The sequence below is a fragment of the Nocardioides sp. BGA-UO-ETr-FS32 genome (assembly GCF_059567905.1).
Genome location: NZ_JCAQOX010000014.1, coordinates 626,539 through 641,711, shown reverse-complemented (window position 1 = coordinate 641,711; position 15,173 = coordinate 626,539). Strand labels below are relative to the sequence as shown.

Sequence of the window (15,173 nt, the reverse complement as noted above, 5' to 3'; positions counted from 1 at the left end):
GCCGGGCCTCCCAGGGGAGTCTGGGTGTCACGGCATGAAGTCGTCGAAGCCGGCCCTCTGCTTCGTCCACGCCGTCGAGGAGCGCTCCTCCTCGGTGTCCCGCTGCCAGGTCGGCGTCGGGCAGGTGGGAGCCGGACCGTCGATGGCCTCGTTCCACCGCGGCTGGGCGATGAAGCAGGGACGCTCGGAGTCGGGCTCGGCGGCCGGCGCCGGCTGGGCGGCGAAGGTCGTGGCGATGGCAGCGAAGCTCGTGGCGGCCGCGATCGCTGTGGTGCGGCGGAACGAGGTGGCGATGGTGTTCATGGTGGTCTCCTCTGGTTGCCGGACGGATGGCCCGGCGTCACTTCTTCTGGGACCTCCAGAGTTGGCCCGCCACGGACCCGGTTGACGATGGTTGACGAAGGTTGACGGCCACCGCGTCAAACGGGTTGCCCGACCGGCGGCGGCGGGAGGATCCTCGGAGGGGAACTGGGCGGCTGGAGGGCACCGTGAGCGCACTTCCCAGACCCGACCTGGCGCCGGGTCCGAAGAAGTCGCTCAACGACGCCCTCCACGACCTGCACCACCGTGCCGGCTGGCCCTCGCTGCGCGCCCTCGCCAAGGGAGCCGGCGTCTCCCACACCACGGTCTCCAAGACCTTCTCCCAGCCAGCTCTCCCCTCCTGGGGCACCCTCGAACTCCTCGTCGAGGCCATGGACGGCGACACGACGCAGTTCCACGACCTGTGGCTCGCCGCCTCCACCCCCACCGACGGCGGGCGTCCTACCGCCACGCGGATCGCGGGTCGCCACGCCGAGCTCGAGGCCGTACGCCGCCACCTCGAGACCGGCACCGGGTTGCTCCTCGTGACCGGGGACGCCGGCATCGGGAAGACCACGCTCGTCCGGGCCGCGGCCGACACGAGCGACGCCTTCGTCGTCATGGGCCACTGCCTGCCGCTGTCCACCGATGTGCCCCTCATGCCGGTGGTCGACCTGCTTGCCGCCCTCCAGCAGGTCGACGACGGGCGGTGGGTGACCGCGGCCATCGACGGTGTCCCGCCCCACGTCGTCCGGTCCCTCGCTCGACTCCTGCCCGCCCTGGACCACGAGGCGACCGAGGACGACGACCGGGAGTTCGCGCGTCAGCACCTCCTCGCCTCGATCTCGCACTTCTTCGCGGCACTCGCGGACCTGCAGCCGGTCGCTCTGCTGATCGAGGACCTGCACTGGTCGGACCTGACAACGCTCGACCTGCTCGAGCACCAGTTGTCGCGGGGAGGCGGCCCACCCATCGTCGGTACGTGGCGCTCGGCGGACGCGAGCACGACGGCAGCGCATCGTGCGTGGAGGGACCGGGTCGACAGGCTGACCGCCCGGGTCGTGGAGCTGACAGAGCTGTCGCGCGACGAGACGCTCGAGCAGCTGCGACTCATGGAGGGCCGCACACCAGATCCAGCACGCGGGGCCCGGCTGTACGCGCGGACGCAGGGCCACCCCCTGTTCACCGAGCAGCTGGCCAGCCAGGGCGAGGAGGAGGCCGGGGTGCCGCGGCAGCTGGCCGAGGTGCTCCAGCGCCGCATGTCCGGGCTGCGCCCCCCAGCTCGTGCCGTGGCGAACGCTCTCGCGGTGGCGGATCGCGGCCTGCCGCCGAACGTGCTCCTCGAGGTGGCGCGACTGGATCGACAGACGCTCGTCGGCACGCTGCGCGAGCTCGCCGAGCACCACCTGCTGGACGGGCGGGGCGACGTCGCGCAGCTGAGACACCCCTTGCTCGCCGAGGCGGCCCGGGACTACATGGTGCCGGGCGAGCAAGGGATCTGGCACGGCGCCCTGGCTGCGTCGCTGGCCAGCCGGCCCGACGCGGACGCCGCGGAGGTGGCGGAGCACTGGCGACAGTCCAGGGACGCTCGCGAGGAGCTCGCGTGGCGCGTACGAGCCGCCCGCCAGGCGCATGCGCGCACATCACCGGTCGCCGAGGCGGAGCAGTGGAGACGTGCCCTGGAGCTCCTGCCCGCCGTGCCCGACGCGGATCTGGACGAGATCGACGCTCGCCTCGCGGCCTTCGACGCGCTGGAGCTCGGCGGCAGGCTCCGCGAGGGGGCGGAGCTGCTCGAACCCGCCATGCCGACCGTCGACCAGCTCGACCACCACCGGGCGGCCGAAGTGCTCCGGCGCATGTCGATGTCAGCGGACTGGTTGGGCGACGACGTCGAGAGCAGCCTGGCGCTGGGAGACCGGGCCCTGGCGTTGCTCGTGCCGCACGGCGCGAGCGAGGGGCTGGTCAAGACCCTCGACCTCCGGGCGAACCACCTCCTGGACCTCGGACGCGACGACGAGGCACTCGACGCCCTCGCGCGCGCGCTCACCGCCTGCGAGGAGCTGGGCAACGACACGCTCGTCCTCGTCGCCTCGGCGACGTTGGCCTGGCACACGGCCTGCACCGGTGACCTCGACGGGGCGCTCCGCGTCCTCCGACAGGCACGCGAGCGCGTGCCCGACGCCGCCGACCCGCGCACGGAGGCGTACGTCGGCATGATGCACACCGACGCGCTGATCAAGCATCGGAGACCTCCCGAGGAGGTCATGGCTGCGGCGGAGACCGCCATCGCCATGGGACGGGAGTGGGACATGGACTTCCACCTCCTCACGATCACCCGCGCCAATGTCGTCGAGTCCCTGTACAAAGCCGGTCGCGTGGGCGAGGCCGCCCGCACGCTGGCGGGAATTCCCACCTCCAGCACGTACGACCACTGGCCGGTCGCGTGGATGTCCGGACAGATCGCGGTCGCCGAGGGGAGACCGGCCGACTCGCTGAAGATCTTCACCGAGCTCGAGAGCATCGGCGGCTCCGACGAGAACCTGCTGAACCGGGCCCACTGGATCGCTGTCTCGCACCTGTGGCTGGGACAGCCCGAGCCGGCCTGGTCGAGCCTGTCGGCCGCCGTCGAGGGAGTCCTCAACGACGTCGTGGTGCGCGAGACCGGGCTCTCGTTCGCTCTCCTTGCCCGAGCCGCTGCCGACCTAGCGGTCCGGAACCCCGAGCGCCGGCAGGACCTCCGCACGGCCCTCACCGGTCTGCGCCGACGCGCCGTCGTCGACCCGCTCGCACCAGCGGCCGCGCCCATCACGCGGCAGGTCGCGTCAGCCATGTGGGATGCCGAGATGCTCCGCATCGACGGAGACGACACGGTCGAGCACTGGACGCGCACCGCCCACGCATGGGACGACCTGCGTTCGCCGCACGACGCCGCCTATGCGCGCTGGCGGGCCGCGCAGCGTGCGCTGCGCTCCGGGCGGGGCACGATAGCGGCCCGGCTCCTCAAGCGCGCGGCAGCCGATGCCCGCGAGCACGTCCCGCTCTCCCGAGCCATCGCCGAGACCGCAGCGGGCCGTCGATGAGCGCCCTCCCCCGGCCCGACCTGCCAGCCGGGCCGCACCGTGACCTCGTCGCCGAGCTCCACGAGCTCCACCACCGCGCCGGCTGGCCCTCGCTCCGCGCCCTCGCTCGCGAGAGCGGCGTCTCCCACACCACCGTCTCCAAGAGCTTCTCCCAGCCCGCACTTCCTTCCTGGGGGACCCTCGAGCTCCTCGTCGAGGCGATGAGCGGCGACACGACCCGGTTCCACGACCTGTGGCTCGCCGCCTCGACCCCCGCCGGCAACACCGCCTCGCAGACTCCGCGCATCGCGGGTCGCCACGCCGAGCTCGAGGCCGTACGCCGCCACCTCGAGACCGGCACCGGACTCCTCCTCGTGACAGGCGAGGCCGGGATCGGAAAGACCGCTCTCGTGTCCGCCGCGGCTGCGACCACGGGCACCTTCCTCGCCACCGGGCACTGCCTCCCCCTCGCCACCGAGCTGCCCTTGCTCGCCTTCGCCGACGTCCTGCGTGCCGTGTCGACCCATCAGGACGGCCGGTGGCTCGAGGAGGCCATCGCCGTCTCTCCTTCCTACCTCCCCGCGGCACTTGCTCCGCTGCTGCCCGAGCTGGCGCCGGACGGGGGGCCGGAGGCGGCCGACTCGTTCGCGCGCCACCGCATGTTCACTGCCATGGCGGCGCTGCTCGACACCCTCGCGACGACACATCCGTTCGCCGTGCTGCTGGAGGACCTCCACTGGGCCGACGGGCCCAGCCTCGACCTCCTCGAGCACCTCGTCACGGGTGGGATCGCCGTGCCGCTCCTCGGCACGTGGCGCACCGGCGATCCCGAGACCGGGAAGGAACACGAGGCGTGGTCGGCCAGGATCCAGCGGCAGCCCGGCGTGAGGTCGCTCGACCTCGAGGCGCTCACGCGGGAGGAGACCGCAGAGCAGCTCCTGCTGGCGACCGGGACACCTGCGCCCGACCACGTCGTCGCGCGGATCCACACGCTCGGCCAGGGCCTGCCGCTCTACACCGAGCATCTCGCGGGGGCGCCCGACGGCGAGGTCCCACGCCATCTCGCCGACCTGCTCGATCTCAGGCTCGGCCAGCTGAGCGACGACCCCTGGCGGGTGGCCCGCGCGCTCGGGGTCGCGGAGCGCGGCCTGCCCGTGGAGGTCCTAGGAGGGGTGAGTGCCCTCTCGGAGGGTGCGCTGCAGCGCGCCCTCACCGAGCTGGCACGGCGTCGGCTGCTGCGGACCGGCGATCCCGACCTGGTGTCGCTCGCCCACCCGCTGTTGGTGCAGGGAATCAGCAGGCGACTCCTCCCGGGTGAGGCCGGTTCCGTCCACGCGCGGCTGGCGGAGCACCTCGCCCTGCGGCCCCTCCCCGAGCCGGGCGAGGTGGCGCACCACTGGCAGCTCGCGGGCCGCGCCGCTGACGAGCTGCCGTGGCGTGTGGCCGCGGCTCGACAGGCGTGGCAGCGCTTCGCAGCTCGGGAGACCCTGGACAACTGGTTGCGGGTCCTCGAGCTGCACGACGTCACCGACGCGCCCATCGACGTCGAGACGTGGGAGGTCTTCAGCGCAGCGATCGTCGCCGCCGAGGACGTACCCGACCGTGACGTTGCTCTGGACCTGGTGGCACGGTCGCTGGTGCTCGACGTCGACGACCTGGCCAAGGTTCAGCTCCTGAAGCACGCAGGGGACATGACGTGCTGGGCAGGGGACCACGCAGCGGGACTGGCGATGCTCGAGGAGGCGCGCGCCCTCGTCGACCGCCTTCCCCCGGCACCTGAGCTCGTCGACGTGCTCTCCACGCGGATCACCAACCTGAGCATGGTCGGCGACTACGGGAAGGTGCGGTCCGACCTGCGCCGGGCATTCGAGCTGCTCGAGCAGTGTGACGATCCTCTGCGGAGGCAGGAGGTGCTCGGCTGGGCGGCGTGGCACGCCATGGCGGAGGGCGACTACGACAGGGCGTACGCCCTCATCGCCGAGGCCCGGGAGACGAGCCGCCTCGTGAAGAACCCTCTCGCCGACATCGACCTGGCAATCACCGCCACCGACATCCTTCTCTTCGCCGCTGCCCCGGTCGCGTCCGTGGACGAGGCGGCAGCCCACGCCTTCGACATGGTCGCTGAGTGGGACCTCGAGGGCCACCCCGCCGTTCTCCTGCTGCGCGCCAACGTCGCTGAGGCCCACCTGTGCGGGGGGGACGTGGAGGGAGCGGCGGACGCCCTCGGGCTCGACCCCCGCGCCGCGCCATCGAAGAGGACCGCCCATGTCGACGTGACCCTCGCCGCGATCGAGCTGCGCCGGGGGCACGTGACCGCGGCGCTGGCACGGTGCGAGGCCGCGGACGCCCTGATGCCGAGCCGCGGCGCCAACTGGGCCGGTTCCGTGCCGCTGCACGCCGAAGCCGCTCTGTACGCCGGAGACCTCGACAGGGCGGCGACCCTCCTCGACGAAGCGATGGACCTGGCACTGCCGTCCGACAACGCCCGCTCCTCGGCTGCTCTTCTCGCCCTGCGTGCGCGGGTCTGCGCAGACGTCCTGGACCAGCAGCAAGCGGCCTCCCACCAACGCCGTGTCGTGGTCGCCCAGCTGCAGGAGCGCCACCGCGGCTCCAGCGTCGACCCCTTCGGCCCCGAGTCACTCGGCCGGCAGGCGCCGGCATGGGACATGCAGTGGCAGGCCGAGCTGGCCCGGATCGAGCACTGCGACGGCACCAGCGCATGGGCAAGGGTTGCAGCCGCGTGGGACGGACTTACGCGTCCCCACGATGCGGCGTACTGCAGGTGGCGGGCTGCCCAGTGCGCCCTCCGCGACGGCCAGGGCACGCTCGCCGCGCGGCTGCTCAAGAAGGCCGCGACCGACGCCCGCGAGCACGTCCCCCTCAGCGAGGCCATCGCGGCAACCCGGGCGGCCGCACGCTGAATCACCGCTCGTGGTCGGAGCGCGGTCCGGACCACGCGCCATATCGCGTGGACACGAGGGCGGCGCGGGTCGATTCTGGTGTCAGCGCCAGCATCGGCGGAAGGGGGCACTCGTGAGCGCACTCCCCCGCCCGGACCTGCGGTCGGGTGCCCACCGCGACCTGGTCGACGCCCTGCACGACCTGCACCACCGTGCCGGCTGGCCCTCACTGCGCACCATGGCACGCGACACCGGCGTCTCCCACACCACCGTCTCCAAGGTGTTCTCAGCGTCCGCACTGCCGTCCTGGGGGACCCTCGAGCTGCTGGTCGAGTCCCTGCACGGCGACACCACCGGCTTCCACGACCTGTGGCTCGCCGCCTCCACCCCCACCGACGGCGGGCGACCTACCACCACGCGCATCGCCGGTCGCCAGGCCGAGCTCGCCGCCGTACGCCGCCACCTGGAGACCGGCACCGGACTCCTCCTCGTGACAGGCGAGGCCGGCATGGGCAAGACCACGCTCGTCCAGGCGGCGTTGGTGACCCCGCAACCGCTGGTGCTCCTCGGTCACTGCCTGCCGCTGTCCGTCGACGTGCCGCTGATGCCGCTGTGCGAAGCGCTGCGCGGTATCCTGGCGCAGGACGGCGGACGACTCCTGTCCACGGCGCTCGCCTCGTGCCCTGCCTACGTCGCCCTCGAGCTGGCGCGGCTGGTGCCGGAGCTCGGGACGGCCGGCCCCCCTGACGACTCGCTCGGGCGGCAGCGCCTGTTCATTGCCGTGGCCACCGTGCTGGCCGCGCTGGCGCGCGACGGTCGGGTGGCCCTCGTGCTCGAGGACCTGCACTGGGCCGACACCGTCACGCTGGACCTGCTCGAGCACGTCGCCCTCACGGCGTCCGGGGCTACGGACGGCGACGTGACCTTCCTCGGCACGTGGCGCGAGGGTGACCCCGACACCCCGGACGTCGGCAACCAGTGGCGGAGGCGGGTGGACCGGGCTCCGGCCGGCTCGACCGTGCACCTCGGCCCGCTCACCCGGGTCGAGACCGCGGCTCAGCTCGCTGGGCTCGGCACGGACGCCGACGTCGAGGCCGTCTTCTCGCGGAGCCGCGGGCACCCGCTGTTCACGACGCACCTCGCCACCCACCTGCCCGAGGCCGGCCTGCCCCACGCGCTCTCGGACCTGCTCGACGCGCGCCTGAGCGGGCTTGCGCCCGCCGTCTGGCGTGTCGTGAGGACACTGGGCGTGGCCGATCGCCCCCTTCCTGCGACGGTCGTCGGCACGGTCGCGGGACTGGCGCCGGACGAGCTGGCGGATGCGATGCGGTCGCTTCGTGGGCTGCGGCTGCTCGGCCGCAGGGACGACCCCGACAGCGCTGTGCTCGACCACCCGCTGCTGGCCGAGGCAGCGCGACGTCGCCTGGTCCCCGGTGAGGGGCGCGAGGTGCACCGGGCGCTCGCCGGGGCGCTCGCGGACACGAGGGCGCCCGTGCCCGCAGAGGTAGCGCTGCACTGGCAGCGGGCCGGCGAGGCCGAGGAGGAGCTGGCATGGCGGATCGCGGCCGCCCGGGAGTCCGCCGCATGTTTCGACTGGGCACAGGAGGCCGAGCAGTGGCTGCGTGTGCTCGAGCTCTGGCCCGACCGAGTGGAGGACGCGGGTGACCCACCCATTCGGTTGCCGGACGTCTACCTCGCGGCGGTGGACGCCCTCGACGAGTCCTTCCAGTGGGACCGGGGCGCGGCGCTGAACGCTGAGGCGGAGCGCCTCTTCGCCGCTGCCGACGACTCGGTGCGCGCCGAGGTCCTCATCCGGGCTGCCGCGTTCCGCGGCGAGAACGAGAGCGTGTCGGTCGGCCTGGCGCTGATCGAGGAGGCTCTGGAGGCCTACAGGCGCATGCCCGAGGGCCCCGGGCTGGCGCGTGCGCTCAACCGCAAGCGGCTGCTGCTGGAGGACCTCGGGCAGTTCGACGATGCCTTCGCACAGGTTCGCGAGGCGGCCGAGGTGGCGGCCCGGATCGGTGATGCGCGACTGGAGAGGTACCACCTGACGACGCTTGCCGGCCAGCAGGCCGACACGGGCGACGTGGACCGGTGTCTCGGGCTTCTGGCGAAGGCCGCAGCCCTGACCCCGGACGGCGTGGACCCGCTCGGTGACATCCGGCAGGCGGTGTTCGCGAGCGACGTGCTCCTCAAGTGCGGAGCCACCGTCGAGGAGGTCGAGGCGGTAGCCGGCGCCGCGCTCACCACCGCCGCGTCACTCGGAATCGACAACGAGATGGTGATGTTCCTGCGCGCGAACCTCGCCGAGGCGTTGCTGTACGCCGGGCAGGTCGCGCGCGCCTCCGAGACCATCGCGGTGGAGCCCGACGAGCCGCCGGACTACGGCCGCATCGTGCTCCACGTGCTCCGCGCAGGGGTCGATGTCCTGTCCGGCATGGTGGAAGCAGGCTCGACCCGGTTCGAGGAGGTGCTCCGGATGCTGGGCACACCCGACGCCGTCCAGGCCGACTTCCTGGGCGAGCGGGTCGACATGGCGTACTGGACCGGGACCCCGACCCGCGGGCTCGACCAAGTCCTGCACGCGCTCCAGGCCAACCTGGCCGGAGGAGCGGCGGCCCGGACGCTCTTCCGCGCCCTTGTCGGGTCGGTCCGCGCCATCGCCAGCGAGGCGGAGACCTCGGGGTCTCCGTCTCCGCACCGGTCCACGGTCCAGGCGCTGCTGGAACAGAGCGGCCTCGGCGCCAGGGCGACGACCGACGACGCCTTCGTCGAGGCCCACCGCAGCGCCGCCCGAGTCGAGCTGGCGCGGCACGACGGCGTCGCCACCGCAGCCCTCTGGGCGACCACCGCCGCACGCTGGGACGACCTGCACCGTCCGCACGACGCGGCGTACTGCCGGTGGCGGGCTGCCCAGGTCGCCCTCCGCGACGGCCAGGGCACCCTCGCCGCGCGGCTCCTCAAGCGGGCCGCCACCGGCGCCCACGAGCACGTCCCCCTCTCCCAGGCCATCGCCGCGACCCGGGCAGGCGCCCGATGAGCGCGCTCCCCCGCCCCGACCTGCGGTCGGGTGCCCACCGCGACCTGGTCGACGCCCTTCACGACCTCCACCACCGCGCCGGCTGGCCAAGCCTGCGCACCCTCGCCCGCGAGACCGGCGTCTCCCACACCACCGTCTCCAAGACCTTCTCCCAGCCCGGCCTCCCCGCATGGGGCACCCTGGAGGTCCTCGTCGAAGCCATGGACGGTGACACGACGCAGTTCCACGACCTGTGGCTCGCCGCCTCCACCCCCACCGACGGCGGGCGTCCTGCTGCTCCGCGCATCGCCGGCCGCGCGACAGAGCTCGAAGCCGTACGCCGCCACCTCGAGACCGGCACCGGACTGCTGCTCGTCACCGGCGAGGCCGGCATAGGCAAGACGAGGCTCGTGACGGCCGCCGCGGAGACGGTGAGCTCGTTCGTCGCCGCCGGCCACTGCCTGCCGCTCTCGACCGACGTTCCCTTCCTGCCGGTCGCGGGCACCCTGCGTCACATCCTCGACCGTGACGACGGACGCTGGCTGCAGGAGGCGCTGGCCGCGTGCCCCACCTATGTGCGCAGGAACCTGGCGCTGCTCCTCCCCGAGCTCGACCCGAGTGCCGAGCCCCTCGCCCCCGACGACAGCACCGCGCGCCAGCGGCTCTTCGTCTCGGTGGCCGAGGCGTTGCGTTCGCTGACGGACACGGGCGAGCTCTGCCTGCTGGTCGAGGACCTGCACTGGGCCGACCCCGGCACCCTGGACCTCGTCGAGCACCTGCTGGCCTCTCGTACGCCTGTGACGCTTGCTGGCACGTGGCGCCTCGACGACGCCGCCACACCCACGGCGCACCGCGAGTGGTTCGAACGGATGTGTCGATCGCCGAACGTCCGTCAGATCGAGCTCACACCTCTCAGCGAGACCGAGACCACACAGCAGCTCGCGCTCCTCGGTGTCGACCTACGTGACGACCTCGCCCACCGCGTCTACCGGCGGACCCGCGGGCAACCCCTGTTCACCGACCAGCTCGCAGCACAGCTCGACGAGGATGCGCCCCTCCCTCGCCTCTTGAACGACCTGCTCGATCGGCGGTTCGAGGGGCTCTCGGACGCGGCGTGGCGCCTCACTCGCGCCCTCGGCGTGGCCGACCGTCCTCTGACAGCCGAACAGCTGGAGCAGCTGACCGGTCTCTCGCACGAACTCCTCGTCGACCAGCTCCACGACCTGCAGCGACGCCGTCTCGTGCGCACCACCCGGCACGGCGCGGCAGAGCTGCAGCACCCCCTGCTCGCCGAGGCCACCCGCCGGAGGTTGGTCGCGGGTGAGGCGCGCGCGGTGCACCGCGCTGTCGCTGACGTGCTCGGCCTGTCGTCGGACGCATCTCCCGCAGAGGTGGCGGGGCACTGGGAGGCAGCATCGGATCCGGAGCGCGAGCTGGAGTGGCGGGTCGCGGCGGCCCGCGCGGCAGCTGCGCGCTTTGCCACGGCGACCGAGGGAGAGCAGTGGCTCCGCGCACTGGAGATCTGGCCGACGAACGGCCTCACCGTCGGCACACCGCCAGTGACCCGCGAGCAGGGATACCTCGCGGCGATGGACGCAGTGAAGAACTCGATGCAGTTCGATCGTGCAGCCAGGATGTCCGACGAGGCCGCGGATCGGCTGGGGGAGGTCGATCCGCTCGTCCGGGCCGAGCTCCTCAGGCGCGCCGCAGACTTCGCAGGACAGCGCGTCGGTCCGGACAGCGGGTTGACCCTCATCGAGGAGTCCCTTGCCATCTTCCAGGCCCTGCCGCCGTCCACCGGCCTGGCCTACGCGCTGCTGAGGAAGGCAGCCCTGCTCCAGGCGAGCGAACTGTTCGCCGAAGCGGCCGAGGCCTCCCGCGCTGCCGCGGACGCGGCCGCGCGGGTGGGCGACGCACGGGTCCGCCGAGCCGCTCTCAGCTGGGTGGCCTGGTACCAGGGCGCATCCGGCGACCTGGACGAGGCGAAGCGGACGATGGCCGAGGCGACAGCCCTCGTGCCTCCCCTGTCGGATCCCGCCGGCGACATCCGGCAAGCCGTGCTCCTCACCGACATGATGTTGCTGACGGGGACCGGCGCGGACGCCATCGAGGCTGCTGGACAGCCCGGGCTCGCAGCGGCGGACCGGTGGCAGATCGACAGCTACCACGCGCTGCTCGTGCGCTCGAACATCGTGTGGGGCCGCATCCGCGAGGGCAGGGTGGCGGATGCCGCCGATCTGGTGGACGCGTGGTCGGACGAGCCTGTCGACATCGATCGCTGGCCACTCCACCTCGACCGCGCGTGCCTCGACAGCCTGAGGGGGCACGCCGACCTGGCCATCCAGCGCGTCGTGTCCCTGCGGCAGGCCTGGGAGCCCCGGGGGGTCGGCAACGACCTCGAGATCCTCGACGCCCTGGCACGCGTCCACCTGTGGAGCGGCGCGGCCGAGGACGCGCTGGCGCTGCTCCTGCCCGCGCTCGTCGAGACCATGGAGACTGCCCCCGCTGGTCTGTCACGCCCCGCGCTGGTCCATGCCGCCCAGGCGGCAGCCGATGCCGGCGATGCCGTTGCGCGGCGCCACCGTCCGACGATCCGCGAGCTCCACTCCCGCCTGCCCGTCACCGACGGCGTCCCCGCGCCAGTCCCCCATGGCCTCACGCCCGCGTACGCGCACGCCCTCGATGCGACCTGGCTGGCCGAGCTGGCGCGGCTGGAGGCGCGCGATCGGGTCGACCACTGGTCGCGTGCGGTCCTCGCCTGGGATGCCCTCGCTCGCCCCCACGACGCGGCGTACGCCCGCTGGCGGGCAGCACGGTGCGCCCTCCGTGACGGCCAGGCGACCGTCGCGGCCAAGCTGCTCGCAAAGGCCGCCACCGGCGCCCGCGAGCACGTCCCCCTCTCCCAGGCCATAGCCGCGACCCGGGCAGGCGCCCGATGAGCGCGCTCCCCCGCCCCGACCTGCGGTCGGGTGCCCACCGCGACCTGGTCGACGCCCTTCACGACCTCCACCACCGCGCCGGCTGGCCCAGCCTGCGCACCCTCGCCCGCGAGAGCGGCGTCTCCCACACCACCGTCTCCAAGACATTCTCCCAACCCGCACTCCCCGCATGGGGCACCCTGGAGGTCCTCGTCGAAGCCATGGACCGTGACACGACGCAGTTCCACGACCTGTGGCTCGCCGCCTCCACCCCCACCGACGGCGGGCGTCCTGCTGCTCCGCGCATCGCCGGCCGCGCGACAGAGCTCGAGGCCGTACGCCGCCACCTCGAGACCGGCACCGGGCTCCTCCTCGTCACCGGAGAGGCCGGCATCGGGAAGACCACCCTCGTGAGCGCGGCGGCGGCGAGGACCGACGTCGTCGTCGCGCTCGGTCACTGCCTGCCCCTGTCGACGGAGGTGCCACTCATGCCGATCGTCGATGCCCTCCGCGCGGCCCGGGACGGAGCAGGCGCGCAGTGGTCCGAAGCCGTAGCTGGTCTCGAGCACTCCCTGCGTCACCACCTTGCCCGCCTCCTGCCCGACATCGCCCCCGTCACGGTCGAGCTCACCGACGACGGACTCGGAGGTCTCCGTCAGTTCCTGGCCGTGTCCCAGACCCTGATGGGACTCGCGAAGGCCTCGCCGTTCGGCCTGACGATCGAGGACCTCCACTGGGCGGACGCCGCGACGCTCGACTGGCTCGAGCACCACCTCACGACCGGCGTGGGGGTCCCGTTGGTGGCGACGTGGCGCTCCGAGGACCTCGACACCTCCGCCCGTCACGTCGAGTGGCTGGCCCGGGTGCGACGACTGCCCTGCGTCCGCGAAGTCGTCCTGGCGCCCCTATCCCTCGAGGACACGGCGGCCCAGCTGCGCCTCCTGGACCCCGACCTGGACGACGGTCGCGTCGGTCGCATCCACTCGCGCAGCCGAGGCCATCCGCTCTTCACCGAACAGCTCGCACGAGGGACGGAGGACGATGCCCTGCCGGAGGCGCTGTCCGTCGCTCTCGACCGTCGTCTCTCCCGTCTCGCAGGCCCGGCGCTCGACGTCGTGAGCATCCTCGGAGTCGCCGATCGCCGGCTGTCGGTGCCGACGCTGCAGCGAGCCACGGGGCTCACCAGTCCGGACCTGCTCGCCGGCCTGCGTGACCTGCGTGGCGCGCACCTCATCGACCCTGCGCCGACCGTCGAGGTCGGCCTGGCCCACCCACTCCTCGCCGAGGCCGCACGCGGCCGCCTGGTCCCCGGGGAGGCGCCGGTGCTCCATGCCGCGCTGGCCGGCTCGCTCGCGGCGTCCGGTGGTGCCTCGCCCGGAGAGCTCGCCGTGCACTGGCAGGCGGCAGGCCGGCCCGATCAGGAGATCGGCTGTCGCGTCGCCGCCGCCCGTCTGGCCGGGGAAAGACTCGCCCGTCGCGAAGAACTCACCTCGTGGGTCCGCGCGCTGGAGCTGTACGACTCCGGCGTCCGGACGGACGAGGTCGAGATCTGGGACCTCCTGCGGCGCGCCATGTCCGCCGCGTACGAATCCGGCGACCCGGCGCGGGCTCGTCCGCTCGTGGAGCGGGCCCTCGCGCTCGACGTCCTCGACACGGCCCGCGTGCACCTTCTCCAGGTAACGGGGGACCTGTTGTACGACGCCGGCGAGCGCGAGCGCGGGATGCTGCTCCTCGACGAGGCCCACGACCTGGTGCTGCGCCTGAGCCCGCACGCAGAGCTCGTCAGCGTCGTGGACGCGCGATTCTGGACGTTGGTCAGCGTGGGCCGGGTGCGACAAGCGCTGCACGACGCCGCCGAGGCGCTGGCGCACCTCGGCGAGCTGAGCGACCTCCGCCTGGACAGGTTCCGGCGCTCCTACGACATCGTGCGCAGGATCGAGCGCGGAGACTTCGACGGCGCCGTCGCCTTGGCGGAGGAGCAGGGTCGCGCGGCCCACGGACAGGACCTGATGTTGGAGCTGATGGCTGCCGCGACCGCGGTCGACACACTGCTGCACACTGCGGCGCCACCGCAGCGAGCCACGGCGATCGCCGACCGGGCACTGCTCGCGGCGCAGCCCTGGCACCTCGACGACACGTGGATCGTCGCACTGCTGCGGACGAACATGTCGTGGGTGCACCTGCGGGCCGGCGACACCTCGTCGGCTGCGGCCGTGCTCGAGCCCAGCACCCGCGCTGCCCCCACCGTCCTCACGTGGACCGCGCAGGCCGCCATGGCGGCGGTCGAGCTGCGCCGCGGAGAGGTGGAACGCGCCCTCGAGCGCACACGCGCAGCCGAGGCGAGGGTGGTCAACCGCGACTTCATCTGGGCCGAGGCGGTGCCCCTGCACGCGGACATCGCCCTGTGGGCGGGAGATGCGGGGTCCGCGGTGCGACTCCTCGAGCAGGCGTTGACCGTCTACCTGCCCCTTGACGCCGCGCCGCAGGCCGCGGACGCGCTCGTGCTCCTGGCCCGCGCGACGGCCGACCTGCTCGGGGGCACGACCGACCGGGCACGCCGTGCGACCGCCCACGACAACGTGGCCGGATGGCGGAGCCGGTGCACCGCGGATCCACTCGGGGCGCCTGCGGTCGCCGCGGCCGCGCCCGCCTGGCGCACCCAGTGGGACTGCGAGCTCGCTCGCATCCTCGGTGCTGGGACTGCCGACGCGTGGGTCCGAGCGGCCTCGGAGTGGGACCGGCTCGGCCGCCCCCACGACGCCGCGTACTGCCGCTGGCGGGCGGCGCAGTGCGCACTTCGGGACGGGCAGGGCACGGCCGCCGCGCGGCTGCTCAAGAAGGCCGCGACCGACGCCCGCGAGCACGTCCCCCTCAGTGACGCCATCGCGACAACCCGGTTTGCCGCACGCTGATCAATCCTCGCGGTCCGAGCGCGGTCCGGACCACGCGCCATTCCGCGTGGACACGAGGGCGGCGC

Annotated in this window: 6 protein-coding genes; 5 read left to right on the top strand and 1 reads right to left on the bottom strand. The window is 73.2% G+C overall.

The annotated features are described in order from the left end of the window. Positions 1–27: 27 nt before the first annotated feature. Positions 28–303 carry a hypothetical protein gene (locus tag AC57BS_RS12870; protein WP_496411841.1) on the bottom strand — a complete coding sequence of 92 codons (276 nt, stop codon included), beginning with the start codon at positions 301–303 and terminating at the stop codon, positions 28–30. A 185-nt stretch (positions 304–488) separates the two neighbouring features. Here AC57BS_RS12870 and AC57BS_RS12865 point away from each other — a divergent pair, with 185 nt between their 5' ends. From AC57BS_RS12865 to AC57BS_RS12845, 5 genes are all read left to right on the top strand, one after another. Continuing rightward, a complete protein-coding gene (locus AC57BS_RS12865) occupies positions 489–3,380 on the top strand; it encodes an ATP-binding protein (protein WP_496411840.1) in 2,892 nt (963 codons plus the stop codon). Continuing rightward, a complete protein-coding gene (locus AC57BS_RS12860; RefSeq protein ID WP_496411839.1) occupies positions 3,377–6,280 on the top strand; it encodes an ATP-binding protein in 2,904 nt (967 codons plus the stop codon). Before AC57BS_RS12865 ends, AC57BS_RS12860 begins: the two co-directional genes overlap by 4 nt. Before the next feature lie 112 nt (positions 6,281–6,392). Further along, a complete protein-coding gene (locus AC57BS_RS12855) occupies positions 6,393–9,299 on the top strand; it encodes an ATP-binding protein (protein WP_496411838.1) in 2,907 nt (968 codons plus the stop codon). After that, positions 9,296–12,217, top strand: coding sequence for an ATP-binding protein (locus AC57BS_RS12850; RefSeq protein WP_496411837.1), 2,922 nt, complete (start codon positions 9,296–9,298; stop codon positions 12,215–12,217). The genes AC57BS_RS12855 and AC57BS_RS12850 overlap by 4 nt, the downstream gene beginning before the upstream one ends. Continuing rightward, on the top strand, positions 12,214–15,108 hold the full coding sequence (locus AC57BS_RS12845; protein ID WP_496411836.1) for an ATP-binding protein: 2,895 nt from the start codon (positions 12,214–12,216) through the stop codon (positions 15,106–15,108). Before AC57BS_RS12850 ends, AC57BS_RS12845 begins: the two co-directional genes overlap by 4 nt. Positions 15,109–15,173: the final 65 nt, after the last annotated feature.

Bases quoted from the DNA above. Each gene is read 5' to 3' on its own strand.
- AC57BS_RS12870 (WP_496411841.1), bottom strand. From the start codon at position 303: ATGAACACCATCGCCACCTCGTTCCGCCGCACCACAGCGATCGCGGCC.
- AC57BS_RS12860 (WP_496411839.1), top strand. From the start codon at position 3,377: ATGAGCGCCCTCCCCCGGCCCGACCTGCCAGCCGGGCCGCACCGTGAC.
- AC57BS_RS12850 (WP_496411837.1), top strand. From the start codon at position 9,296: ATGAGCGCGCTCCCCCGCCCCGACCTGCGGTCGGGTGCCCACCGCGAC.
- AC57BS_RS12845 (WP_496411836.1), top strand. From the start codon at position 12,214: ATGAGCGCGCTCCCCCGCCCCGACCTGCGGTCGGGTGCCCACCGCGAC.